The organism is Pseudovibrio japonicus, assembly GCF_014651595.1.
GTDB lineage: Bacteria > Pseudomonadota > Alphaproteobacteria > Rhizobiales > Stappiaceae > Pseudovibrio > Pseudovibrio japonicus.
This window is the reverse complement of the sequence record NZ_BMXE01000001.1, coordinates 434,871-459,027: the sequence shown is the minus strand read 5'-3', so window position 1 is coordinate 459,027 and position 24,157 is coordinate 434,871. Positions and strand designations below refer to the sequence as shown.

The 24,157-nt window shown below is 53.7% G+C and carries 21 protein-coding genes; 9 read left to right on the top strand and 12 right to left on the bottom strand.

The genetic code is table 11. The annotated features are described in order from the left end of the window. Window positions 1-65 precede the first annotated feature (65 nt). The 7 genes from IE076_RS01980 to ilvD all read left to right on the top strand — a co-directional run bounded on the left by IE076_RS01980 (window position 66) and on the right by ilvD (window position 8,674). Complete coding sequence (locus tag IE076_RS01980; protein WP_189434885.1) at window positions 66-506, top strand: cyclic nucleotide-binding domain-containing protein; 441 nt, start codon at window positions 66-68, stop codon at window positions 504-506. A gap of 26 nt (window positions 507-532) precedes the next feature. Further along, window positions 533-1,354: an MBL fold metallo-hydrolase gene (locus IE076_RS01975; RefSeq protein ID WP_189434883.1), complete on the top strand. Its 822-nt coding sequence runs from the start codon at window positions 533-535 to the stop codon at window positions 1,352-1,354. An 86-nt stretch (window positions 1,355-1,440) separates the two neighbouring features. Then, entirely contained in the window at window positions 1,441-2,910 is a 1,470-nt protein-coding gene (locus IE076_RS01970) for an adenylate/guanylate cyclase domain-containing protein (protein WP_189434881.1), read from the top strand. 111 nt (window positions 2,911-3,021) lie between these two features. Continuing rightward, window positions 3,022-3,789, top strand: a complete 768-nt coding sequence (locus IE076_RS01965; RefSeq protein ID WP_189434879.1) for an SDR family NAD(P)-dependent oxidoreductase — start codon at window positions 3,022-3,024, stop codon at window positions 3,787-3,789. A 184-nt stretch (window positions 3,790-3,973) separates the two neighbouring features. Further along, window positions 3,974-5,314, top strand: coding sequence for an NAD(P)/FAD-dependent oxidoreductase (locus IE076_RS01960; RefSeq protein WP_189434877.1), 1,341 nt, complete (start codon window positions 3,974-3,976; stop codon window positions 5,312-5,314). 17 nt (window positions 5,315-5,331) lie between these two features. Next, window positions 5,332-6,633: an NAD(P)/FAD-dependent oxidoreductase gene (locus tag IE076_RS01955; protein ID WP_189434875.1), complete on the top strand. Its 1,302-nt coding sequence runs from the start codon at window positions 5,332-5,334 to the stop codon at window positions 6,631-6,633. 193 nt (window positions 6,634-6,826) lie between these two features. Beyond that, complete coding sequence (gene ilvD / locus IE076_RS01950) at window positions 6,827-8,674, top strand: dihydroxy-acid dehydratase (protein WP_189434872.1); 1,848 nt, start codon at window positions 6,827-6,829, stop codon at window positions 8,672-8,674. An 84-nt stretch (window positions 8,675-8,758) separates the two neighbouring features. On the opposite strand, the gene IE076_RS01945 is transcribed toward ilvD, so the two are convergent. Then, window positions 8,759-9,409, bottom strand: coding sequence for a peroxiredoxin (locus IE076_RS01945; protein ID WP_189434870.1), 651 nt, complete (start codon window positions 9,407-9,409; stop codon window positions 8,759-8,761). A gap of 236 nt (window positions 9,410-9,645) precedes the next feature. Here IE076_RS01945 and IE076_RS01940 point away from each other — a divergent pair, with 236 nt between their 5' ends. Together IE076_RS01940 and IE076_RS01935 are read left to right on the top strand one after the other, a co-directional pair. Continuing rightward, on the top strand, window positions 9,646-9,996 hold the full coding sequence (locus IE076_RS01940) for an ArsR/SmtB family transcription factor (RefSeq protein ID WP_189434868.1): 351 nt from the start codon (window positions 9,646-9,648) through the stop codon (window positions 9,994-9,996). Then, the gene (locus IE076_RS01935; protein WP_189434866.1) at window positions 9,956-10,417 is read left to right on the top strand and encodes an SRPBCC family protein; all 462 of its coding nucleotides are present in this window, start codon (window positions 9,956-9,958) and stop codon (window positions 10,415-10,417) included. The genes IE076_RS01940 and IE076_RS01935 overlap by 41 nt, the downstream gene beginning before the upstream one ends. 49 nt (window positions 10,418-10,466) lie before the next feature. Here the strand turns inward: IE076_RS01935 and IE076_RS01930 are convergent, their stop codons facing one another. From IE076_RS01930 to IE076_RS01880, 11 genes are all read right to left on the bottom strand, one after another. Then, a complete protein-coding gene (locus tag IE076_RS01930; protein WP_189434864.1) occupies window positions 10,467-11,291 on the bottom strand; it encodes an ABC transporter permease in 825 nt (274 codons plus the stop codon). Then, a complete protein-coding gene (locus IE076_RS01925; protein ID WP_189434862.1) occupies window positions 11,284-12,051 on the bottom strand; it encodes an ABC transporter ATP-binding protein in 768 nt (255 codons plus the stop codon). The genes IE076_RS01930 and IE076_RS01925 overlap by 8 nt, the downstream gene beginning before the upstream one ends. A gap of 64 nt (window positions 12,052-12,115) precedes the next feature. After that, window positions 12,116-13,135, bottom strand: a complete 1,020-nt coding sequence (locus IE076_RS01920) for an ABC transporter substrate-binding protein (protein WP_189434860.1) — start codon at window positions 13,133-13,135, stop codon at window positions 12,116-12,118. A 404-nt stretch (window positions 13,136-13,539) separates the two neighbouring features. Further along, window positions 13,540-15,702 carry an anthranilate synthase gene (locus IE076_RS01915; RefSeq protein ID WP_189434858.1) on the bottom strand — a complete coding sequence of 721 codons (2,163 nt, stop codon included), beginning with the start codon at window positions 15,700-15,702 and terminating at the stop codon, window positions 13,540-13,542. 286 nt (window positions 15,703-15,988) lie between these two features. Further along, complete coding sequence (gene argE, locus IE076_RS01910; protein ID WP_189434856.1) at window positions 15,989-17,143, bottom strand: acetylornithine deacetylase; 1,155 nt, start codon at window positions 17,141-17,143, stop codon at window positions 15,989-15,991. 72 nt (window positions 17,144-17,215) lie between these two features. Next, window positions 17,216-18,148, bottom strand: coding sequence for an ROK family protein (locus IE076_RS01905; RefSeq protein ID WP_189434854.1), 933 nt, complete (start codon window positions 18,146-18,148; stop codon window positions 17,216-17,218). Between the two features lie 64 nt (window positions 18,149-18,212). Then, window positions 18,213-18,911 carry a class II aldolase/adducin family protein gene (locus IE076_RS01900; RefSeq protein ID WP_189434852.1) on the bottom strand — a complete coding sequence of 233 codons (699 nt, stop codon included), beginning with the start codon at window positions 18,909-18,911 and terminating at the stop codon, window positions 18,213-18,215. Between the two features lie 72 nt (window positions 18,912-18,983). After that, on the bottom strand, window positions 18,984-20,621 hold the full coding sequence (locus IE076_RS01895) for an ABC transporter ATP-binding protein (RefSeq protein WP_189434850.1): 1,638 nt from the start codon (window positions 20,619-20,621) through the stop codon (window positions 18,984-18,986). Further along, window positions 20,618-21,502, bottom strand: a complete 885-nt coding sequence (locus IE076_RS01890) for an ABC transporter permease (protein WP_189434849.1) — start codon at window positions 21,500-21,502, stop codon at window positions 20,618-20,620. The genes IE076_RS01895 and IE076_RS01890 overlap by 4 nt, the downstream gene beginning before the upstream one ends. After that, the gene (locus IE076_RS01885; protein ID WP_189434848.1) at window positions 21,499-22,446 is read right to left on the bottom strand and encodes an ABC transporter permease; all 948 of its coding nucleotides are present in this window, start codon (window positions 22,444-22,446) and stop codon (window positions 21,499-21,501) included. The genes IE076_RS01890 and IE076_RS01885 overlap by 4 nt, the downstream gene beginning before the upstream one ends. 193 nt (window positions 22,447-22,639) lie before the next feature. Then, window positions 22,640-24,151, bottom strand: a complete 1,512-nt coding sequence (locus tag IE076_RS01880; protein WP_189434846.1) for an ABC transporter substrate-binding protein — start codon at window positions 24,149-24,151, stop codon at window positions 22,640-22,642. Window positions 24,152-24,157: the final 6 nt, after the last annotated feature.

Below are 24,157 nucleotides of genomic sequence, written 5' to 3'. Positions count from 1 at the left end.
GTGAGCTGTAGCACAGTTTGCTACTACGAGTTCAACTATGTTGATCAAGCTGTTGGGAGGGAAATGTGACAATTGATGCGGAAGTTCAAGCTTTAAGCCGCGTCCCCCTCTTTGAAGGACTGGAGCCGAGCAAACTGCGTCTTCTTGCTTTTATCAGCGACCGGATGGAGTTCCAGGACGGCGAGCTACTGTGTCATCAAGGTGATGACGGTGACAGCGCCTTTGTCGTTCTTTCCGGTGAAGTTGCTGTGTTTGTTGATGAAAATGAAGTTGCGCGGGTTGGGCAATATGCCATCATTGGTGAAATTGCAATTTTATGTGATGTTCCCCGCACCGCGACCTTGCAGTCAATTGGTACAACATACGTTCTTGCAATTTCGAAAGGTGACTTTCTGAAGCTTATTGCAGAGTTTCCGAAGGTTTCACTGGAAATCATGCGCGTGTTGGCGTTGCGATTGGAAAAAACGACTAGAGAACTTGCGCAGGCACGTCCTGCATCGACTTAAAGCATTGACTTGAAAGGCCAGATTACTTGAACGAGTTTTCGCTAAAAATTTGGGGTGTTCGCGGTTCAACGGCTGCAGCTGGTCCCGAGACCCTTAGATACGGCGGAGAAACGACCTGCTTTGAAGTTTGGGCAGGCGACGTTCTGTTGATGGTCGATTGCGGCTCAGGTGCCCGAAATCTCGGGGCTCAGATTATGAAGGGGAATAACAGGGATATTGACCTGCTCTTCACCCACACGCACCTGGACCACATTTGTGGACTTCCATTTTTCGAACCCGCATACGATCCGAACTTCTGCATCAGGGCAATGGCGGGCCATTTTAATGACCCCTTTGATTTAAGGGATACCATCTGCCGGATCATGTCACCCCCTATTTTTCCAGTGGGTGCGAACACGCTAAGTGCTGTTTCCTTTAAAAGTTTCAGGGCAGGTGACACCCTGAAGAAAGACAATGGACTGATAATCAAAACTGTTGCGCTAAACCATCCAGGTGGTGCCTGTGGCTACCGGATGGAGTACAATGGTAAGTCCATGTGCATCATCACAGATCACGAAATGGGGAGCGCACCTCACGATGCAGCTGTCCTTGAGTTTATCCGTGATGCTGATGTTGTGATCCAGGATGGGATGTACACCACAGCCGAATACCCTAAATATAAGGGCTGGGGACATTCCACATGGGAGCATGTGGTCGAAATATGCCAGCGCGCCAACGTGAAGACGCCCGTGATCTTTCATCATGATCCACGGCGCACGGATGATGAACTGGACGAAATTGGTCTGGCTGCCCAGCAGATACACCCACGCACAATCGTGGCAGCTGAAGGGATGGTGCTCAGACCATAAGCTCAATCATTCGTTGCGCATAAGTGATCGGAAGAGATCGCGTGCAAACCAGAACCGCCACAGCCGTGGTGGGACGGGAGACGAGTGTGGCAGTTGGAAGTGGTCCGGAAAATTTTGATCCTTCGAAAAAGCGCGGCTTTGACAAAAAGCCGAATGTGGACCTGAGCGAAAAATTCCATGGCATCTCATATCAGGAAAAGCCAAAAGCAAGCTTCTATGAGCAGCTAAAGAATGCGATCCTGGGGCCCAAGGCGCCAGAAGGTGAGTTGCCATTGCGTGTTCGGCGCGAAGTTGCGCGTCAGGAAGCCGCTTCCGAGCGCTTGATCGGTATCGTGCAGCTTGGTGTCATCATCTTCTTTGCCATTTTATACGCCATTGCTCCGCGTGCTGAGGGATCCACGGGATTCAATTTCGTACCTCTGGCTTTGTCCTGTTATCTGGTCTTTACCCTCGTTCGAATCTACGTCTCCTTCAAAACCATGCTGCCGGTCTGGTATCTCGTCCTGTCGATCCTGGCGGACGTTGCCTTGCTGGTTGGGCTCATATTCTCCTTCCATATCCAGTATGACCAGCATCCTGCCTTCTACCTCAAGGCTCCGACCTTGATGTACCTGTTCCTGTTTATCGCCTTACGTGCCCTGCGCTTTGACCCAAGATATGTGATCCTGACCGGTGTTTTCGGAGCATTGGGTTGGCTGGGGCTGGTGTACTACGCACTCATGTACGATGGTGGCACAACGGTAGTCACCCGCAACTACGTCGAGTACCTCACGGGGGAAGCCGTCCTCATTGGAGCTGAACTGGACAAGCTGATCATCATCCTTTCTGTGACCGCTCTGCTTGCTCTTTCGATCCTCCGTGCGCGCCGCACCTTCTTTTCTGCCATCCGCCAGAAGAACGCGGTAAAAGACTTAAGCCGCTTCTTTACACCGGAAGTTGCCAACTCCATCGTGGAGTCTGAAAGCAGCCTCAGCGCCGGAACCGGAGAGATCAGAGATGTGGCGGTCCTCCTCGTCGACATCAGGTCCTTTACAAAAACCGCCGCCAAACTGCCTCCCGAAGCCACCATGCGCGTGTTGAGCCTCTATCAGCAAAAAGCCGCCAAGGTGATTTTGGGTGAGGGCGGTAAGATCGACAAGTTCCTTGGAGATGGCATCCTAGCCACCTTTGGCGCGGTATCTGACAGTGAGACCTACGCCGCTGATGCGCTACGTGCGGGCGTTGAGCTTGCCCACATTCTGGAGGAGGAGAGCGCTGATCTTGAAGCAGCAGGTTGGCCCATGAAGTTTGAGATCGGAGTGGGGGTAGCCGCTGGGCCGGTAAGCGTGGGCGTTGTTGGCGTGCGTGACCGTCTGGAATTCACCGTGATTGGAGATGCGGTCAACCGTGCAGCAAAGCTGGAAGCGGCCAATAAAGTGCAAGCCACCCGGTTCCTCACAGACGGGGCAACTTATTCCATGGCCCTACGACAAGGGTATAAGGGAAATATGTTAGATTTAAAGTCTGAGTGTGTTGCAGGAATCAATGGAAAAGTAGACCTTGTGGCTTTGGCGTGAGAGCTATTTTCTCGCGCCGACCCGCAGATCAGCGTAACGCTGCTTTCAAAGAATTTTGGCGGGAGCTTTGAAAGAGCGCGGGGCAAACAAAATGAATCGGGATGGGATTCCATGCTACTTAATAATAAAATCGCAGCCGTAGTAACCGGCGGTTCCTCAGGTCTTGGCGCGGCAACCGCACGCAGATTAGCTAGCCACGGCGTAAAAGTAACCCTTTTTGATGTCAACGAAGACGCTGGCAAAGCCGTCGCTGATGAGATCGGTGGTCACTTCGTAAAAGTGGATGTCACCAGCGATGACAGTGTGACAGCAGGTCTGGATGCAGCTGAAGCAGCGCACGGCCCAACACGTATCCTTGTTAACTGCGCAGGCATCGCACCTGTTGCAAAGACCACATCTCGTGGTGAACCGCACCCAATGGACATGTTCCAAACGGTCATCAACGTCAACCTCGTTGGCTCATTCCGCTGTACCTCCTTTGCAGGAACACGCATGGCGACACTTGATCCGCTGACAGAAGACGGCGAGCGCGGCGTGATTGTATCCACCGCCTCCGTAGCAGCGTTTGACGGCCAGATCGGTCAGGCAGCGTATGCAGCCTCCAAAGGCGGCATTGCAGCCCTGACACTGCCAGTGGCGCGCGACCTGTCCAAGTCCGGCATTCGTGTCACAACTGTTGCACCGGGTATCTTCGAAACCCCGATGCTTCGCGGCCTCTCTCAGGAAGTGCAGGACTCCCTTGGCCAGCAAGTACCGTTCCCATCCCGTCTGGGTCGTGGGGAAGAGTATGCCCAGCTGGTCGAAGCCATCTGCACCAACCCGATGCTGAATGGTGAAACCATCCGTCTCGACGGCGCCATCCGTATGGCTCCACGGTAGAAGATATTCTGGCTTGAGAGCGAGAAACTCTCAAGCCAGTTTCCGGTTGACGCACAATCTAACCTGCCAATATGGTCTAATCCAACGGTCGACGAAGTGTTTAGGTACTGGCTCGTGCAGTGATATTCAGGTCCTGCTAAGCTCAACCTGTCGTAAACTGCAGATCTGACCCTATGAGGCTGTCATGGCGACTTACACCAGTTCCACGCCCAAACAGTTCTTCGGCGAACTTCCTGAGCAAACTGATATTCTGATCATCGGTGGCGGTGTCGTAGGCACCTGCACAGCCTATTGGCTTGCGCAACGGGGTGTGAACGTTACTCTCTGCGAAAAAGGCCGTGTTGCAGGAGAGCAGTCCAGCCGCAACTGGGGCTGGGTACGCCAGCAGGGCAGGGATGCAGCTGAACTTCCAATCAGCATGGAAAGCAATCACTTATGGCAGCAACTGATGCAGGAGACGGGCGAGGATCTGGGCTTCCGCCAGCATGGTGTCTACTTTCTGGCCGAAAAGGAAGCAGACCTCAAAGAATACGAGACCTTTCTTGACCTTGCCAAACAACACCAACTGGACACCAGACTGCTGAGCAAGGACGAAGTCTACGCCCGCATTCCGGGCCGCGAAGGCAAATGGATTGGCGGCATGGTCACGCCAAGCGATGGCCGTGCCGAACCATGGATTGCCGTGCCTGCTATTGGCCGCGCAGCCGAACGCAGCGGCGCAGTGATCGTTGAAGACTGTGCCGTAAGGACGCTTGAGTTTGAAGGCGGTCAGCTCTCAGGAGCTGTCACTGAGAAAGGTGCAATTAGAGCAAATCGTGTATTGATTGCAGCAGGGGCCTGGTCCTCTTTATTCGCACAAAACCTCGGCGTCTCCATGCCTCAACTCTGCGTCCGGGCAACCGTTGCAGCCACAAGGCCAGCACCGGATATCTTCGATGGTAACGCAGTTGATAACCTGTTTGCCCTGCGCAAAAGAATGGATGGCGGCTACACGCTGGCAATCAGCGATATTCATGATCATTACATCGGTAAAGATTCCTTTCGCCACCTCCTCAAATGGCTTCCCGCAGTCAAAGCCTCGTACTCCGGTATATCCTTTGGCATGAATCCGCCAAAGAATTACCCTGATGCTTGGGGGCATAAGCGTCGCTGGTCTGGTAATGAAATAACGCCGTTTGAGACCTGCCGTGTGCTCAACCCCACCCCAAGTGCCCAGGCGTTGAAGTTGATCCAGGAGCGTCTGGTCGATCGTTTCCCGCAGCTTGAAGGTCTGAAACTGCACGAGAGTTGGGCAGGGATGATCGATGCAATGCCGGACTTTGTTCCGATCATGGACGAGGTGCCTACACAAAAGGGTGTCTTCATCGCCACAGGATTTTCCGGCCACGGGTTCGGGATTGGCCCCGCTGCTGGTCGCATCATGGCAGACCTGTTACAGGGCAAATCGGCTGGCCATAATCTGACGCGCTTCAGATTTGGACGTTTCACTGACGGCTCGCGGTTAGAGCTGGGCCCGTTTATTTAGTTCTTCGAGTTAGTAACGTGATTTATTCAGAAAAAACACCGCAGCAGTTCCACGGCCAGCTTCCGGCAGAAACGAGCGTGCTCATTATTGGCGGCGGCATCATCGGGGTTTGCACGGCCTACTACCTTGCCAAACAAGGTGCCAAAGTCACCCTCTGCGAGAAAGGCCGCGTGGCAGGGGAACAATCTAGCCGTAACTGGGGCTGGATCCGCCAGCAAGGGCGTGACGAACCAGAAATTCCGCTTTCCATTGAAGCGCGCCACCTATGGGAAAAACTGAGCAAAGAGACTGATGAGGATCTTGGTTACAGCGCCACCGGCGTCTACTATCTTGCTGAAAAGCGGGGGGATCTGGAGGACTTTGAGAAGTTTGTCGAGCTTGGACGTAAATATGATCTTGGCACCAGCATGATCTCCAGCGCGCAAGTGCATGAAGCCATCAAGGGCAAACAAGGCCGCTGGATTGGTGGCATGCATACCGCCAGTGACGGGCGGGCTGAGCCAGGTCAGGCAACCCTCGGCATCGCCAGAGCAGCAGAACGCCTTGGCGCAACCATCTGCGAAAACACAGCTGTCCGCACACTGGTAAAGTCTGGCGGCAACGTTGTTGGAGCAGTGACCGAGCACGGGGAGATCAAAGCCGAACAAATTGTTCTTGCTGGTGGCGCTTGGTCATCCCTGTTTGCCGCTAACGCTGGCCTCAAGCTTCCACAGCTTGCCGTTGAGCTGACGGTTGCAGCAACACAGGCCGTGCCTGATGTCTTTCCCGCTAACGCATCTGACAACACATTTGCCATGCGCCGTCGTCAGGATGGCGGCTACACGATTGCCCTCAAGAACAACCAGACCCATCATCTCGGCCCAGATTCCTTCCGCTATTTGCGGGAATGGCTGCCAAACATGGTCCAAAACCTCAAAGGCACTAGGATAAAGCCATGGTCACCAAAGAACTATCCGGATCAATGGATGCAAAACCGACGCTGGACCGATGCGGACACAAGCCCGTTTGAAGTCATGCGCGTACTCAACTCCAAGCCAAACCAAAAGGAACTGGCCGCACTGACAACTGCGTTTGCTGACAGGTTCCCTCAGTTAAAAGGCACAAAACTGAGCCATGCATGGGGCGGGCTTATCGACGCCATGCCAGACTTTCTTCCCGTCATCGACCGCGCTCCTGCGGACGAAAACCTGCATATCGTCACCGGCTTTTCTGGCCATGGATTTGGTATCGGCCCGTCCATTGGGCGCCTCATGGCAGATGTGCTTGCGGGAAAACAGGCTGGTCATGACCTCTCCAGTTTCGCCTTCAACCGCTTCTGAGCACCACAAGACTTGAGCCACCTACAGATAACACCCGAGAAAACCTCAAGCTAACACGCATAAGTGATGCGTACCGCCGGGTACTCTTTTCCCGTTGAGTGTTGTAAGCTGCAGAAAAGTTGCCAAGTTGATTTATAGGTACTAACTATACGGCAATAAGTAAAAGAACATAGTCGCCAGATTGGGGTTTCCAATGCCAAACTATCGCTCGCGCACATCAACACACGGCCGCAACATGGCAGGCGCCAGAGGCCTGTGGCGTGCAACCGGTGTTAAGGAAAATGACTTCGGTAAGCCAATTATTGCAATCGTCAACTCCTTCACCCAGTTCGTGCCTGGTCACGTGCATTTGAAAGACCTCGGTCAGCTCGTCGCCCGTGAGGTTGAGCAAGCCGGTGGCATTGCCAAGGAGTTTAACACCATTGCAGTCGACGACGGCATCGCAATGGGCCACGACGGCATGCTTTACTCTCTGCCGTCCCGCGAGCTGATCGCGGACTCCGTTGAATACATGGTCAACGCCCACTGCGCCGATGCCATGGTTTGTATCTCCAACTGTGACAAGATCACCCCGGGCATGTTGATGGCGTCCTTGCGCCTGAACATCCCGACCGTGTTCGTATCCGGTGGTCCGATGGAAGCGGGCAAAGTTGTGCTTGCGAACGGTGAAAAACGCAAAATCGACCTTGTCGACGCAATGATCGCCGCAGCCGATGACAACGTTTCTGACAGTGATGTGGAAAGCATTGAGCGCAGCGCATGCCCAACCTGTGGTTCTTGCTCCGGTATGTTCACCGCAAACTCCATGAACTGCCTGACGGAAGCTCTCGGTCTGGCTCTTCCGGGCAACGGCACAACGCTGGCAACCCACTCAGACCGCAAACGTCTGTTTGTTGAAGCCGGTCACTTGATCGTGGATCTGGCAAAACGCTATTATGAGCAGGAAGACGAAAGCGTTCTGCCGCGCAACGTTGCCAACTTCAAAGCCTTTGAAAATGCAATGATCATGGATATTGCAATGGGCGGCTCCACCAATACCGTTCTGCACCTGCTGGCTGCAGCGCAGGAAGGTAAAGTGGACTTCACCATGGAAGACATTGACCGCCTGTCACGTCTTGTACCCGTGCTGTGTAAGGTGGCACCGTCTATCGAAAACGTGCACATGGAAGACATCCATCGCGCTGGTGGCATTCTCGGTATTCTGGGCGAGCTGGATCGCGCAGGCCTGCTCGATACCTCGGTAAAATCCGTTCATGCTAAAGATCTGGCAGAGGCACTTGAACGCTGGGACATCAAACGCACCAACAGCGCAAGCGTTCGTGAGTTCTTCACCGCCGCACCAGGTGGCGTCCCGACGCAGGTCGCTTTCTCTCAAAGCTCCCGCTACGCGGAAGGTGTTGATGACGACCGCGAAAACGGAGTGATCCGTAACAAAGAGCATGCGTTCTCGCAGGATGGCGGACTGGCCGTGCTTTATGGCAACCTAGCCGAAGACGGCTGTATCGTGAAAACGGCTGGCGTGGATGAAAGCATCCTCAAGTTCTCCGGCCCGGCGCGTATCTTTGAATCTCAGGACACAGCTGTAAGCGCGATCCTGACCGGCAAGGTGAAAGAGGGCGATATCGTACTCATTCGCTACGAAGGCCCACGCGGTGGTCCGGGCATGCAGGAAATGCTGTACCCAACCAGCTACCTCAAGTCCAAAGGCCTCGGCAAAGCTTGCGCGCTGGTTACTGATGGCCGCTTCTCAGGTGGATCTTCTGGCCTGTCCATCGGCCACGTCTCGCCGGAAGCCGCTGAAGGCGGCAACATCGCTCTGGTTCACGAAGGCGATATCATCGATATCGACATTCCAAACCGCAAGATCGAAGTGCGCCTTTCTGATGAAGATTTTTCCCATCGCCGTGCTGCGATGGAAGCAAAAGGCGATCAGGCCTGGAAGCCATCTGAAAAGCGCAGCCGTAAGGTCTCTACCGCACTGAAAGCTTACGCAGCTATGACAACCAGCGCCTCCAAAGGTGCCGTCCGTAAGGTTGACTAAGTCTCAGTGAAATAACAAATGAGAAAAGCCCCGCGAAGATCATCTTCGCGGGGCTTTTTATTGGCGGAACGCGCTCAGGAGCTACTAGCTCGGTGCGTGTACATAGCGAAGATAAGGCAGAACCGTTTTTACAGTGCCGAACTTGCTCTCAGCATCTTCTGTAGTCACCGCCGGGGGTACGATCACATCTTCGCCAACAGTCCAGTCGGCTGGCGTTGCAACGCCTTTAGCGGACATTTGTAATCCATCTAATGCGCGCAGGATCTCCGCAAAGTTGCGACCCACTGTCATGGGGTAGGTCATCATCAGCTTCACTTGTTTATCTGGTCCAATGATGAACACGGAACGCACGGTGGCGGAATCAGCAGGTGTGCGGCCATCCGGCAGGACATACTCGGCTGGCAACATGTCGAAGGCTTTTGCCATCTCCAATCCGGCATCTGCGACAATCGCGAACTCAGGTTTCGCCCCGCCGACAGACTCAATATCGACCTTCCACTTTTTATGGTCCTCAACACCATCCACCGAGACACCGAGAACCTTGGTGTTTCGCTTAGCCCATTCCTGACCCAACTGGGCAACAGCGCCAAATTCTGTGGTGCAAACCGGTGTGAAATCTTTAGGATGAGAAAAAATGATGGCCCAGCCGTCCCCAACCCAATCATGCAGATTTATCTCTCCATGATCAGTCGAAACGGTTAAATTAGGGATCGTATCGTTTATGCGCAAAACCATGACAAGTCCTCTTCTGATAAAAGGCATCAGGACTGAGATAAGGCCGCAATATGCCTTTTTCCTGCCCACTACCATCCTTGTTTAATAATGAGTTCCGCGAAACAATAGAGCTAAACCATAAGCGCAGGCCAGCTATAATTTTTGGCGGGAGTAGTTCAAGGTCCAACTGACAGCACAATCTTGTAACCCTATGAACTGGTATTTGACAAAGTGTAAGTATAAACTTACCGTAAGTTATGGCTTACGAAGAGATTCTTCACGCATTGGCAGATGACACACGACGTAAGATCTTTGAGGATCTTCGAGCAGGTCCAAAGAATGTCAAAGCGTTGTCTGAAACAAAAGGCGTCAGCAGACCAGCAGTCTCGCAGCATCTGAAGGTGTTGCAGCGCGCTGGCTTGGTGGAAGTACACCAACGCGGAACCTCGAGGTATTACGCAGTAAGGCGTGACGGCATTACGCCACTGCGTGATTACCTTGATCAGTTCTGGGAGGATGTCCTGAACGCTTTTGCAAATGAAATTGCCGACCAACAGGAGATGGGGAATGATCACACCAGTGGTGAAGATGATCAAAGTGGACTGTAGCCCGGAAAAGGCCTTCAAAGTCTTCGTAGAGGACCTGAGCAAATGGTGGCCAACACAAACCCACTCAGTATCCGCACTGGATAGCGGCGTGCTGCCTGATGTCTTCTGCGAGCAGCAGCAGGGCGGCAAGCTCTATGAAGTCGCAAAGGATGGCGCCCGCTATGACTGGGGCACCATTAAGCTCTACCAGCCGCCCAAAGCCCTCTCCATTCTCTGGCACATCAACAATCCGGAGAGCATGGCAACCTGCGTTGATGTGACCTTTGAGAAGGATGGGGAGGGCACAAAGGTGGTCCTGAGCCACCATGATTGGGAAAAACTCGGTGAAGTGGGCTCCGCAATGCGTGAGAGTTACAACAACGGCTGGGTAAGCGTGTTTGAGGTGCATTTCAAGGATGCGTGTAACGCCAGCGTTGCCTAGTATTCTAACCCTCGAAGATTTGCTCTGCGAGGGTTAGTTCTCTGCGAATTCAGCCGCGCCAGTTCAAAAGGGCTTTCTCAGCCCGGCCAATCAGCCAGCTGACGCAGAGCCCCAAAACAGAGAGCATGGCAACGCCGACGATCAGCTGATCTGTGGCAAATAACGATCCTGCCATCAGTACATAAGCGCCAATGCCATACTCTGCGCCAATCATCTCAGCAGCAACAAGCAGGATAATCGCAATGCTCGCAGAGATGCGGGCACCAGAAAGTATGGCAGGCAACGCGCCGGGCAAAATGATCTTGCGCACGATAGAAAGCCAGCTCATGCCAAAGGATTGCCCCATACGGATCAACCCGCGCTCCACATTATCAACACCCCCATAGGTGGCGATCACGGTTGGAAAGAAGGTCCCAAACAGGATTGTTGCGACCTTAGACCCTTCGCCAATGCCAAACCAGATGATGAAAAGCGGCAGTAGCGCAATCTTCGGGATCGGAAAGAACGCAGACGTCAGCGGCAAAAGGCTTGCACGGGCCAGCGAAAATAGGCCGATCAGCAAACCAACCATAATGCCGAGTGCTGTGCCGATGCTCCATCCAAAGACCAGCCGGTAAAGACTTGTGCTCACATGCTTCCACAACAAGCCCGACTGAAAAAGCTCCACAAAGGCCCGGTAAGCCTCGGAAGGTGCAGGTAAAACCAGATTGCTGATGACGCCGGTTTGTGACCCGAGTTCCCAGAAAAGAATAAGTGCAAGAAATACAAGTGGAGCCACAAACCGTATTGGGCGCGGCTTAAACCCGCCGCCGCGAAACGGAACCTTCTGCCGTTTTACCTGCGCAGTCTCTGCAGGTTCCAATAGATCAGACATTGGCAAGCTCCCTATCAGCGGCAAGAGCCTCTTCGCGCATCATCTGCCACAGCTTCTGTTGCACATCTTCAAGCTCTGCAGCACGCTCACGTCGCTCTTCAAGCGGCATGCGGATGTCCACAACACCACGAACTTTGCCCGGACGACGAGACAGAACGATTACCTTGTGGCCAAGGCGAACAGCCTCAGAAAGGTTGTGGGTCACGTAACAGGCTGAGAACCGCTCACGCGCCCAAAGATCCACCAGATCATCCATCAAAAGCTCACGCGTCTGACTATCGAGCGCCGACAGCGGCTCATCCATCAGCAAAAAGGCAGGCCGAACCGCCAACGCACGTGCAATGGCCACACGCTGCTTCATGCCGCCGGAAAGCTGCCGGGGCAGCGCATCATGAAACTCGGAAAGATTGGTGCGATCTAGCACATCAGCGATGATAGCCTCGCTCTGGCTTTTGGAAAGATTATGATCTTCCAGCACCAGCGAGATGTTACCCGCAACTGAACGCCACGGCAGCAAGGCAAAATCCTGAAAAATGTAGGTGAGGGGGTTTAAACACCCATCAGGCACATCGCCTGCAAGATAGGATGCACCTTGGTTCGGTTCTTCAAGACCGCCCATTAGCCGCAGGAGTGTGGATTTTCCGCAGCCTGAGGGACCGATAATCACAGCGATCTCGCCGGGTTCAAAGGTCAGGTTGATGTCACTCAACACCTCGACAGAGCCGTAGGCATGGGAAAGGTTTTCAATGGAAATTTGCATGTAATCCAACCGGATATTGAGAGGACGCATTGCCCGTCAGCAACGGGCAATGCGCGGTGTTGGATTAGAAAGTCTCGACGAACCTGGCATCAACCAGCTTGTCGAGAGTGACACCGGCTGGCACTAGCTTCTCGCTTTTGAACCAGTTGAGTTGGTCTTCCACGCTGGTCATGTTCAAAGCTGCCTGAGCATTCAGACGCATGGCACCATTGCGAATGGATGGTGCTGCTTTCTCAAAGGGGCGGTCAGCATAAACGTACTTGTGAATGAGCTTCACCATGTCCTCAGCTGCCGTATCACCTGCAGACTGGTCAACCAGCGCGGCGTTGAAGTCAGCAGCACCCTTTGAGTATGCATCAAGGAAGGTCTTGACCAGCTCTGGGTTGTCGCTGGTGTTCTTTGTGGAGGTGAAGACAGTGGTCACCTGATAGTTCGGAACGTAATCAGAGACCTTGCCGATCATCTCCACCTGAGGCGAGGCAACGAGACCCTTGGCAATATGCGGAACGATGGACCATGCATCAATCTGACCGCTCTTAAGCGCACCGATCACAGCCCCTACCTTCTGTAACGGGCGGATCTTGATGTCTTTGCGGTCAAAGCCTTCTTTATCCGCAATCTTGTGCGCCATGTAGTGGAAGGACGAACCAGCGGTGGTCACACCAAAGCTTTTGCCAGCCAGATCAGCGGGAGTCTTCAGGCCCGCATCAAATGCAGCTTTGGAGGCAAGGATTATCTGGCCATCAACGCCATCTTCTTCCTGCAGCGCGCCGCCAATCACCTTGATAGCGCCTTTGTCTGCAAGGCTGATCAAACCGCCAGAAATCGCAGTCAGACCGAAGTCCACATCACCGGAGGCAATAGCAAGCGCCATGGGTTGTGCGGCCTGAAAGAACTTGAACTCAACGTCCAGACCCGCGTCTTTGAAATAACCTTTCTCAAATGCAACAAAATTCGCCGCATGAGACGTGAAGCGCAGCGCCCCCACAGTTATCTTCTCTGCTGCTGACACTGTGGTCGCAAAAGTCCCGGTCATAACCGCTGCGCCCATCAAAACGCCGCTTAAAATACTGCGTACCGTCATCTCTATCCTCTTAAGTGAACCTTGAGAGCGAACTCTCGAAAATCAAAGTGCAGTCTTGAAAAATAGGTGTTGGTCCTCGGGCAAAACGCCGGGGAACTGCCATTGCAGCCCATCGCCCCCCATGGAAAAAAACTGCGCCACTCAACTCAATCGTGCATTGATTAGTCATATAACGCAACCTAAAGCATTAATGACTTGCAATAATCTCAATCAGCGCAGGTGGGGCTCAGTCGCGCTGCGCAGTGATCTGCTGCGCGGCGCTGCAGATTTGATGAAAAATGCTTCTAGAGTGCTTATCGATAGATCATCTACGCAAAATTCCACAAAAAAGGCCAGGAACGATCGCTCGTTCCCGGCCTCTGAATGCGTCTAATTGATGAGGACAATTTGGCTAATTCGCCAAGTCAGCGCTTCGCGAGAAGCTTCTCCATCACGTTTTCAATGATCCTATGGCCACCATCCTGATCAAGCGACATGATCGATTCAGGGTGAAACTGAACAGCAGCAATTGGCTCGCTCTTATGCTCAATAGCCATAATCACACCATCCTCGGTCTCTGAGGTCACGTCAAAGCAATCCGGCAGCACATCCCGTTTCGCAAACAAGGAGTGGTACCGGCCAACGCTTACTGGTGAACTCAACCCATCAAAGAGAAGAGAGTCAGACGTAAAGGAGATGTTGGACGGTTTGCCGTGCACCGGCACATCAAGCTGATCCAGCTCTCCACCAAAGGCTTCTGTCAGCGCCTGTAGGCCAAGACACACGCCAAAGATCGGTAGTTTACGCGCCCTTGCCCGTTCAATGGTAGCCGCACAATCAAAGTCCTTTGGAGAGCCCGGGCCGGGGGAGAGCACGACCAGATCCGGTTTAACATGTTCAAACACCTCATCCAGCACCGGACTGCGGTAGGTCACAACCTCGGCTCCAGTCTGGCGGAGGTAGTTTGCAAGCGTATGAACGAAGCTATCCTCATGGTCTACTAGCAAGATCTTCTTGCCCTCGCCGGGTTGTGCTTTAACCACTCCTTCCTCGGAGTTGAACGACAGGCCAGCCTCGCGAACCGCTGCGATCACCGCAGATGCTTTCAGCTCGGTCTCTGCTTCTTCATCTTCAGGGACACTATCATAGAGCAGGGTCGCACCGGCACGGATCTGCGCCACGCCATCCTTGATGCGTACGGTGCGCAAGGTCAGTCCGGTGTTCATGTCGCCATTAAACAGAACTGCCCCAATCGCGCCGCCATACCATGCGCGCGGGCTCTTTTCATGGTCCTCAATAAACTGCATGGCCCAACGCTTCGGCGCACCTGTCACCGTCACCGCCCATGCGTGGGAAAGGAACGCATCCAGCGCATCCTTGCCATCAAGCAGCGTGCCTTCAACATGGTCCACCGTATGGATCAGGCGCGAATACATCTCGATCTGCCGGCGACCAATCACGCGCACGGATTCAGGCACGCAGATACGGCTCTTATCATTGCGGTCCACATCGGTGCACATGGTCAGCTCTGCTTCATCCTTAGCGGAGTTCAGCAGCTTACGGATCTGAGCTTCATCCTCAATGGCGTTTTTGCCACGGCGGATCGTACCGGAAATCGGGCAGGTTTCCACACGTCGGCCACCAGTCACCCGCACATACATCTCGGGCGAAGCGCCGACCAGATATTCGGAATTGCCCAGATTAAAGAAGAAGGAATAAGGCGACGGATTGATCTGCTGCAAACGGCGGGAAACCGCTGATGGCGGGTTTTCGCAAGGCTCATAGAACACCTGTCCCGGAACCGTCTCGAACAGATCACCGCGCTTGAAGTACTCAACCGCAGAGCGCACCAGCTCCGCATATTCACCCGGCTCACGGTCACCACGGCCCGGTGTCTCACTGGCAGGCTTGTACGGTGTTTCCTCACCATCGCGCGGCAGGCCATCGGTGGTTTTTGCGTTGAACTCAAAATCGTATTCCAGCACATGCGCCTTGCGGCCATAGTGGTCAACGATCAGGATTTCATCGGGCAAAAACAGCACCATATCGCGCTGGTCATCAGGACGTTGAAGCTTCAGATCAATCGGCTCAAACTGGAAGGTCAGGTCGTAGCCAAACGCCCCGTAAAGACCAAGCTGATCATCATCACAGGAAAACAGATCAACCAGCGCACGGACAACGGAGAACGTGGAGGGCTGGCGGGAGCGCTCTTCCTCGGAAAAGGCGCGGTCAGGTTTCTTCACCGTCAGATCAATGCGGTACTCACTTGCCACAAATTCTGCGATGTCTTCGTGACCCTCCAGTGCACCCTTCACAGCAGGCATCAAAACATGCCCACGCTCGTTCAGCGCTTGAATAGTGATTTTGCGATCATTGGATTCGATCAGCAGCGGCGGATTGGCCAGTGCCATATCCCAGCGTGTATACCGGCCCGGATATTCGTAGGAAGAAGACAGCACCGCCCCGCGTTGACGGTCCAGTTTGTCCATCCATTCACTTGTACCAGCGGCATAATCAGCATTGCGGCTTTTACGGCGGATAATTACCCCGCCTTTGCTCTTGTAAGTCCGTTCTGCCGTAATCGGCATGGTCAATCCTCCGGGTCGTGCACACCTGTTTCCGATGTTTGCGAGGCGTTAGATACAACAAAACCGCCTGCATGGAATGCGGCGGCTTGGAAATTACAAGTCAACAAGACATGCGCGATCAGCCACCGTTACCGGCGCCACCACCACAGCATGTTTTGCGCTTGCATAGTCATCATGCGGTTCTCATAACCCAAGCTGCGACTGGGTGCAACTCCTGAAACAAGAATACACCCAGCAATGCAATCATGAGCCCTCCACCCTATCGTGAAAGGCACCCTAAACCGCCTTACACACAAGCATGCTGGATCAGGCGGTCGAGGAAACCGTCGCACTTGTCCAGTTCGGTTTTCTTGATGAACTCATCTGGTTTGTGGGCCTGCTCGATGCTGCCCGGGCCACATACCACGGTAGGAACCTTCAATATGGTCTGGACCAGACCAGCCTCAGTGCCATAAGCAACTTTTGCGTGATCGTTGCGGCCAGCAAGTTTCTTGGCCAGCACGGTTACATCCGCTTCCACATCAGTGTTTAGTCCCGGAATCTCCGAATGCGGCAGGAACTCAATGTTCGCCTCTGGATAGACTTTGCGCATCTCTGGCAGCAGTTCCTCCATTGCGTAGCGCGTAATCTCATCCATGCAAGCCTGAAGGCTTTCGGTTGGCAGAACGCGGAATTCAAAAACCACTTCGCAGTGCTCAGGCACAATGTTAAGTGCTGTTCCGCCCTTTATGACCCCCGTGTGCGCAGTCGAAAACGGAAGGTCAAACAAGTCATCACGAGGCCCGGCTGCCAGTTCCCGGGCCATCTCTTCCAGTTTTGTAACAAACCGCGCAGCATAGTGAACCGCATTGACGCCTTGTGGGGCGAGGGAGGAGTGGCAGGAAAGACCGGTAAACACAGCGCGGTATGAACCCTTGGACTTGTGCGCAACCACCACCTGCATCTCGGTTGGCTCCCCAACGAAACATGCTTCCGCCTGAAAACCTTCACCCGCCAGCTTGTAAAGCACCGGCTGAACACCGGTACAGCCGGTCTCTTCATCATAAGAGAACATCAGGTGAAACGGCTTCTTAAGTGGTGCCTTGAGCATCTCCGGCACTTTTGCCAGACAGCAAGCGACAAAGCCCTTCATATCGCAGGAGCCACGACCATAAAGCAGGCCGTCATCTTCTCGCAGCGAGAATGGATTGCTGGTCCAGTCCTGTCCCTCAACCGGCACAACATCCGTATGACCTGAAAGAACGTATCCGTCGGTTCCCTCACCACCGATCGTCGCAAACAAGCTCGCCTTCTCACCGCTTTCGTCCGGCAGCAGAGAGGACGAAACCCCCAGACCACTAAGATACTCTTCGATCCACTTGATCAGGGGGAGATTGGATTTTGCGCTGACCGTGTCAAAGCTGACCAGCTTTGCAAGGATTTCTTGGCTTGTCATTGTCATGGAAATTTCTTTCAGGAAATCAGAATCGGAAGGTCTGACTATAGAAAGAGAAGTGCATGAGGAAAAGGACGTTCACGAGCTTTCGTTTACATATCCTTGCGTTGTCTCACCTTTACCCCACAGCCACGCAGCCCCGCGTACACCGGAGCTGTCGCCATGTTTCGCCTTGCGGATATCAAATTCATAACCATCCGAGAAGATGTAGGGACGCATGACAGCCGGAAGATCCTTATAAATCTCATCCACGTTGGACATGCCGCCAGCAAGCACAAAACAATCCGGGTCCAGAATATTTGCTGCCATGGCAAGGGCGCGGCCCAGTCGGCTCACATACCGTTGATAGGTCCCCGTTGCGGCTTCATCACCAGCACGCATCAGCTCAATGATTTCCCGGCCTTTCAAGGCCTTGCCGGTGGCATTCTCATAGTCCCACTGAAAGCCAGTGCCAGAGCACAGCAGGTCAATAGTTCCATGGTGTCCGGTCCAGTTGAGCGGACCGGGAAACTCGCCTTCCTGCATCCATGGCACGGTGACGTTCCCCCATTCACCACCAATGCCATTGGCGCCCTTGTGAGGGCGGCCATTGATGGCGATACCAGAGCCGCAGCCTGTGCCGATAATAATCCCGTGCACCACCCCGCAACCTGCTCCAGCCCCGTCGATTGATTCCGAGACCGCCATACAGTTTGCATCGTTCTGAATGCGCACTTCGCGGCCAAGCACCTCGCTCAGGTCTTTGTCCAGCGGTTTGCCGTTCATCCAAGTGGAATTTGCGTTTTTCACCAGTCCAGTGCTTGGTGAGATGGAACCGGGAATGCCAATACCAACCGTACCCGCCTGGCCCGTGGCTGCTTCGGTCGCCGTGACCAGCTCTTTAACAGCGACAATGCAGCCATCATAATCATTCTTGGGGGTCTGAACGCGCTTGCGAAACAGTTCCTCACCTTCATTAGAAAGTGCCAGCGCTTCAATCTTAGTGCCACCCCAATCAAGTCCAATCCGCATCTTCCAACCATTCCCATTATATGTCTTTAAGGCGTAAGCCTTTGTATGTTTGCTGTTCTTTGGATCAGTCGCGCCGTTCGGGCATCTCAAAAGCGCCCGCGTCGTCATCCTCTAAGGCATCCAGTTGCTTGCCGTAGCTTTTGAATTTCCTCAGGATCTCTTTCATCTCGGTCGGAGAAAGAGGTGCTGGTTCTCCCAAAACCAACGCAGAAAGATACTGGTCCGCCAGCGCTTCAACCTCACCGGCAAGCCCGAATGCCTTTTCCAAGGAAGGACCATAGGTAATTTGTCCGTGATGCGCCAGTAGGCACGCTCTGCGATCCCCCAAAGCCGCAATCATCGCCTCGGACAGTGCCTTAGTGCCAAACGTTGCGTAGTCCGCACACTTAATCTCATCGCCGCCCGCAACTGCAACCATATAGTGAAATGCCGGAATGCCTTTGTTATGCGTTGAAAGAGCCGTCGCCCGCGGCGAGTGACAATGCACAACTGCTTGGGCATCGGGATACCTGCGATAAATGTCCAAATGCATGCGCCATTCGGAGGAGGGCAGGTAATCGCCATAGTAGCCGCCAGAAAGGTCCATGAAGACGAGCTTCTCGATTGAAAGATCTGCGTAAGCGATCCCGGAGGGGGTGATCAGCAGTCCGTCTTTGTGCCGCACACTCACATTGCCAGAGGTGCCATGCGTCAAACCTGTGCTTTGCAAGGCACTTGCCGTTTTGATGATTTTGCGGCGAAGCTGGTTCTCGGATGTTGTCATAACACATCTCCAATGGCTGCGGCCCTGACCCTAACAAAGCTGGCTACAAGAGGTCGTCTCAGGCAATAAGATTCACTGCGTATCTTTGTTCTCTTTTTTTCTGCGTTTGCGCAAGGCTTCATTGAGGTCCGGCACAGCAGAAACGAGCATACGTGTGTAAGGATGCTTGGGATTGGAAAAGACCTCCCCAGTCGGTCCTTCTTCCACAATGCGGCCCGCATTCATCACAATCACACGGTCCGTAATCGCCTGCACCACAGAAAGATCATGGGAAATGAACAAATATGCCATGCCCAGCCTGTCGCGCAGATCCGCAAACAGATCCAGAATCTGTGCTCTGATCGAAACATCAAGCGCAGAGACAGGCTCATCGGCCACAATCAGACTTGGGTTGGTGACCAAAGCCCGCGCAATGGCAATGCGCTGCCGCTGTCCGCCGGAAAACTCGTGCGGATATTTGTTTGCATCTGCAGAAGCAAGCCCGACACTCTCCAGCACTTCATGAACCCGCTTTCTGCGCTGCTCGCGCGACAGGTCACTACGCATCAGATGCAAAGGCTCGCTGACTGTGCGCTCTACCGTATGCCGCGGATCAAAGCTTCCATAAGGGTCCTGAAACACCGCCTGCATACCAAGCTGTAGGTCCCGCCGGTCATTTCGCGAGACAGCAAAAGGGTCTTTACCCAGAAACTGAATACTGCCTCCGTCCGGGGGCGTCAGACCCAAAATGGTGCGGGCAAGCGTGGACTTGCCACAGCCACTTTCGCCCACCAGCCCAAGGCTTTGGCGCGGAGCCACACTGAAGGAAACATGTTGCACGGCCCGGTGCCATTGACGGCGTGTAAAGATGCTGGCACGTGACAGCGGGTACTGCCTGAGCACATTACTCACCTTTAAGAGCGGCTGTGCCCTTTCATCAACTGGCTCTTGGCGGGGCACCGGCACATGGTTGGAAGCTTCAAACAGTTTTTGGGAGTAGGGGTGGGACAGGTTGTCAAACAGCTCGCCGGTTGGGCCATCTTCAACAATCACCCCATCCTTCATGATAGCAACGGTATCAGCCATCTCAGCCACCACAGCCAGATCGTGTGAAATGAGCAGCATAGCCATCTGCTCTTTCTTCACGATGTCCTTCAGCAGCGTCAGGATCTGCGCCTGAACGGTTACATCAAGAGCGGTAGTGGGTTCATCCGCAATCAGCACTTTAGGCTGACAGGCAATGGCAATGGCGATCACCACACGCTGCCTCTGCCCGCCTGATAGCTGATGAGGAAACCGGTCCATCAGACCGTATTCAGGACCCAGCCCAACTCGCTCCAGAACGTCAATGGTCTGCTCCCACGCCTCCTTGCGCGAGATCCTCAGATGCCAGCGCAAACCCTCAGCAACCTGATCACCAATGGTGCGGATCGGATTTAGGGCCGTCATGGGCTCCTGAAAAACCATGGAAATGTCTTTGCCACGTATGTGGGTCATTTCCGGATCGGAAGCACGTGTGAGGTTTTTGCCCTCAAAACTCAGCTCACCGCTCTGGCTTGCCCCTTCAGGCAGAAGCTGCATGGCAGATAGTGCGCTCATGGACTTACCGGACCCGCTTTCCCCCACAAGACCAAGGATCTTGCCGCGTTCAAGATCAAAGTCCACATCGCGCAGGATCTGCTTGCCGTTGATGGAAACGCACAGGTCTCTGGCAGAAAAGATAGCGCTCATGCCACTCTCCTCCGCATTTTAGGATCCAGCAGATCGCGCAGGCCATCGCCGAGTAGATTAAAACCCAGCACAGAAAAGATAATCGCAAATCCCGGATAGAGTGCCAGCTGCGGTGCAAAGGCAACCATGGTCTGCGCTTCATAAAGCATGCGGCCCCAGCTCGCCATCGGGGGCTGGGTGCCAAGGCCAAGATAGGACAGCCCGGCTTCCGCAAGGATCGCCAGAGAGAGTTGAATGGAGGCCTGCACAATCAACAGATTGGCAATATTGGGAATAACGTGTTCCACGGTAATCAGAAATGTACTCTTGCCGGAAAGACGCGCGGCTAGCAAAAACTCACGCCCTGAAAGTGCAAGCGCCCCGCCGCGTGCCACACGGGCGAAAACCGGAATATTGAAGATACCGATTGCAATTACCGCGTTGATGGTCCCTGGACCAAAAATGGAGGTGATAAGGACTGCTGACAGCAAAGACGGAAACGCAAAAATCAGATCATTGGTGCGCATCACCATCTCTTCAAGCAGGCCCCTTTGGGCTGCTGCAAGAAGCCCCAGAGGGACGCCGATCAGCATGCCTATACCCACAGCAATCAGCGCCACAATGATCGAAGTGCGAGCACCCGCCATCAGCATGGAAAGGATATCGCGCCCATACTGATCCGTCCCAAACAAGTACTGAGAACTCATCGGCTGCAAACGCTGGGAAACATCCAACACGTCAATCGCGTAAGGCGTCCAGAAAATCGAGGTAACGCCCGCAATCAAGACAAAAAGTGCAAGCACAGCACCAATCACAAAGGAGCGGCTGCGCAGCGCCTTCCTCCAGATGGATATCGCGTCATACTTAGCTGGCGGCGGATAACTCGGGAGTTCTTGGTTCATGCGCGCCGCCTTAATCTTGGATCAATGGCTGCATAGGCGATATCGACCAGAAACGTGACGAAAATAGTAAGCGCAACCAGCAACATGACGCTGCTTCGCACTACGATGAGGTCCCGCTGTGTAATGCCCTGAAAGATGAGCCGACCCAAGCCCGGCAAGTAAAACAGGTTCTCAATAATCACAGTCCCGGCAATCAAAAAGGAGAACTGAAGCCCCAAAATGGTCAGGACTGGAATAAGCGCATTGCGCACCCCATGCCTCCAGAGAGTGGCTTTGTTGGAAAGCCCTTTGGCCCGTGCTGTGCGGATATAGTCCTCATGCAACACGTCCAGCAGCGCTGATCGCATCACCCGCGCCAGAATGCTGGCTTGCGGCAGAGCAAGCGCAACTACCGGGAGCAACAGTGCCTGCAGAGACCCAAGCACACTCACATCCCAACCCGGAAACCCGCCAGATGGCAAGATGCGCAAGACAATGGCAAAGACATAGACCAGCAGGATCGCAATCCAGAAATTGGGCACCGCTATGCCGATCTGCGCAACGCTCATGATGCCCGTATCAATGATCTTGCCGTGATGCCGGGCGGAATAAACGCCAACCGGTATTGCAATCAAAGTAGAAAGGATCAACGAGCCTGCAGCCAAAGGAAGGCTCACTTGAATGCGTTCGCTGATCAGCTCTGAAACAGGCACGGAGTAGGTGTAGCTTATCCCGAAATCACCTTGGAACATGCCCAGAATCCAGGAGACATACCGGGTTGTGACAGGAGCGTTCAGGCCAAGCTCAGCACGCAAAGCTGCCAATGTATCAGGCTGCGCATTCAGCCCAAGCATCACTTCAGCCGGATCGCCGGGAAGAACTTCAAGCACAACAAAAATGACGAGGCTTGCGGCCAGAAGAGTTGTCAGCAGGCCTATGAGGCGAAGAAACGCAAACCAGAGCATAGGACAAATCCGCAAACCAATCCAACTTGCGTGGCGCAAGCAAATTGCACAATGAGAAAAAAGGATTACCCCTAAGGTAACTCAGTCCGGCAACCGCTTAAACCAAATAATCCGGAATAGCAATTGAGAAGGGCTGCGATAGCGGTTGTAATCGCAGCCCTGTGCAAATATCTGGTGTATTTGCGAGGTGCTTTTAGTTATCTGTCCAATAGACCTGTGACAAGTCATTGGCAGGCGTCGGCGCGTTATGCCAAAGGCCCTTCACGTTGGCGTTCCACACACCAGTCTTCGCCAGCTGGAACAGGTAGACGTTCACAGCATCCTCGGATATGGATTGCTGTGCCTGCTTCAAAAGCTCAGTGCGCTTATCTTCATCAACAGTCACGTTCAACTCATCAATTAGCGTCTTGAACTGGTCACTGCTGTAGTTGAAGTAGTATTTGTCCCGCGCATAGATACCAATATCCATTGGCTCTACATGAGAGACGATCGTGAAGTCGTAGTTGGTTTCTTTGAAGACTTCAGAAAGCCACTGCGCCCACTCAACCGGTACGATCTTCAGATCAATGCCAACCTTCTTCAGATCAGACGCAATCAGCTCACCGCCACGGCGGGCGTAAGTTGGCGGCGGCAGTTTGAGCGTCGCGCTGAAGCCTTCCGCATAACCTGCCTGTGCCAGAAGCTCTTTTGCTTTGGCAGGATCGTAAGGGTAAAGCCCTGTCAGATCATTGTATGCCGGATGGTGCGGCGCAAAGTGTGTTCCAATCGGCGTGCCAAGACCGAACATGGCGCCATCAATTAAAGCCTGCTTGTTGATCGCATGGGAGATCGCCTGACGCACAAGCTTGTTTTTCAGTGGACCACGGGTGTTGTTCATTGCCAAAATGGTCTCACCCTCGGTGGTGCCAATAGCAACTTCAAAACGTGGGTCGGCTTCAAACTGAACAATGGTTTCTGGCGCGGAATACACTGGGAACGCGTCCAAATCACCCGAGATCATAGCAGCAAATGCCGCATTTGGATCAGAAATGAAACGGAAGGACGCTGTGTCCAACTGAGGTTGTTCACCCCAATACCCGTCAAAGCGTGAAATCCGGATTTCCTGGCCCTTCATCCAGCGGTCAAACTTGAAAGGTCCGGTGCCTACTGGTTTGGTTTTATTGGTCTCCGCCGTCTTTGGCGAAACGATAACGGCATCACCCCATGCGAGGTTGTAAGCAAGGTTTCCGCTTGGGCTGGTCAGTTTGATGTCAACCGTCTGCGGATCAACAACAACGACTTCAGAAATCCCGTCAAACAATGGCTTTTGCGCATTTACGCTGTCATCCGCGCGTGCACGGTCCAGTGAAAACTTCACATCATCGGCAGAAAAAGGTGTTCCGTCATGAAAAACAACGCCGTTCTGCAGGTGGAAGCGATAGGTCAGGCCGTCATCGCTTACATCCCACGATTTAGCCAGTGACGGCAAAACGCTGCCATCTGGGCCAATGCGTGTCAGACCTTGAAAGATATTCTGGTAAACCACGCCATCAATCGCAGCCGCCGCTCCCGCAGTTGCGTCAAGATGAGGTGGTTCAAGCGCCATTCCCAATGACAAAGAAGACTTGGCATCAGCAGAAGTGTGCGCACCTGTCAGTGCAGCAACCGCGAGCGCCGCGCCTCCGGCAAAGCCAAGCAGCCGACTTTTTAATGATTTTGCATGCATTCCATT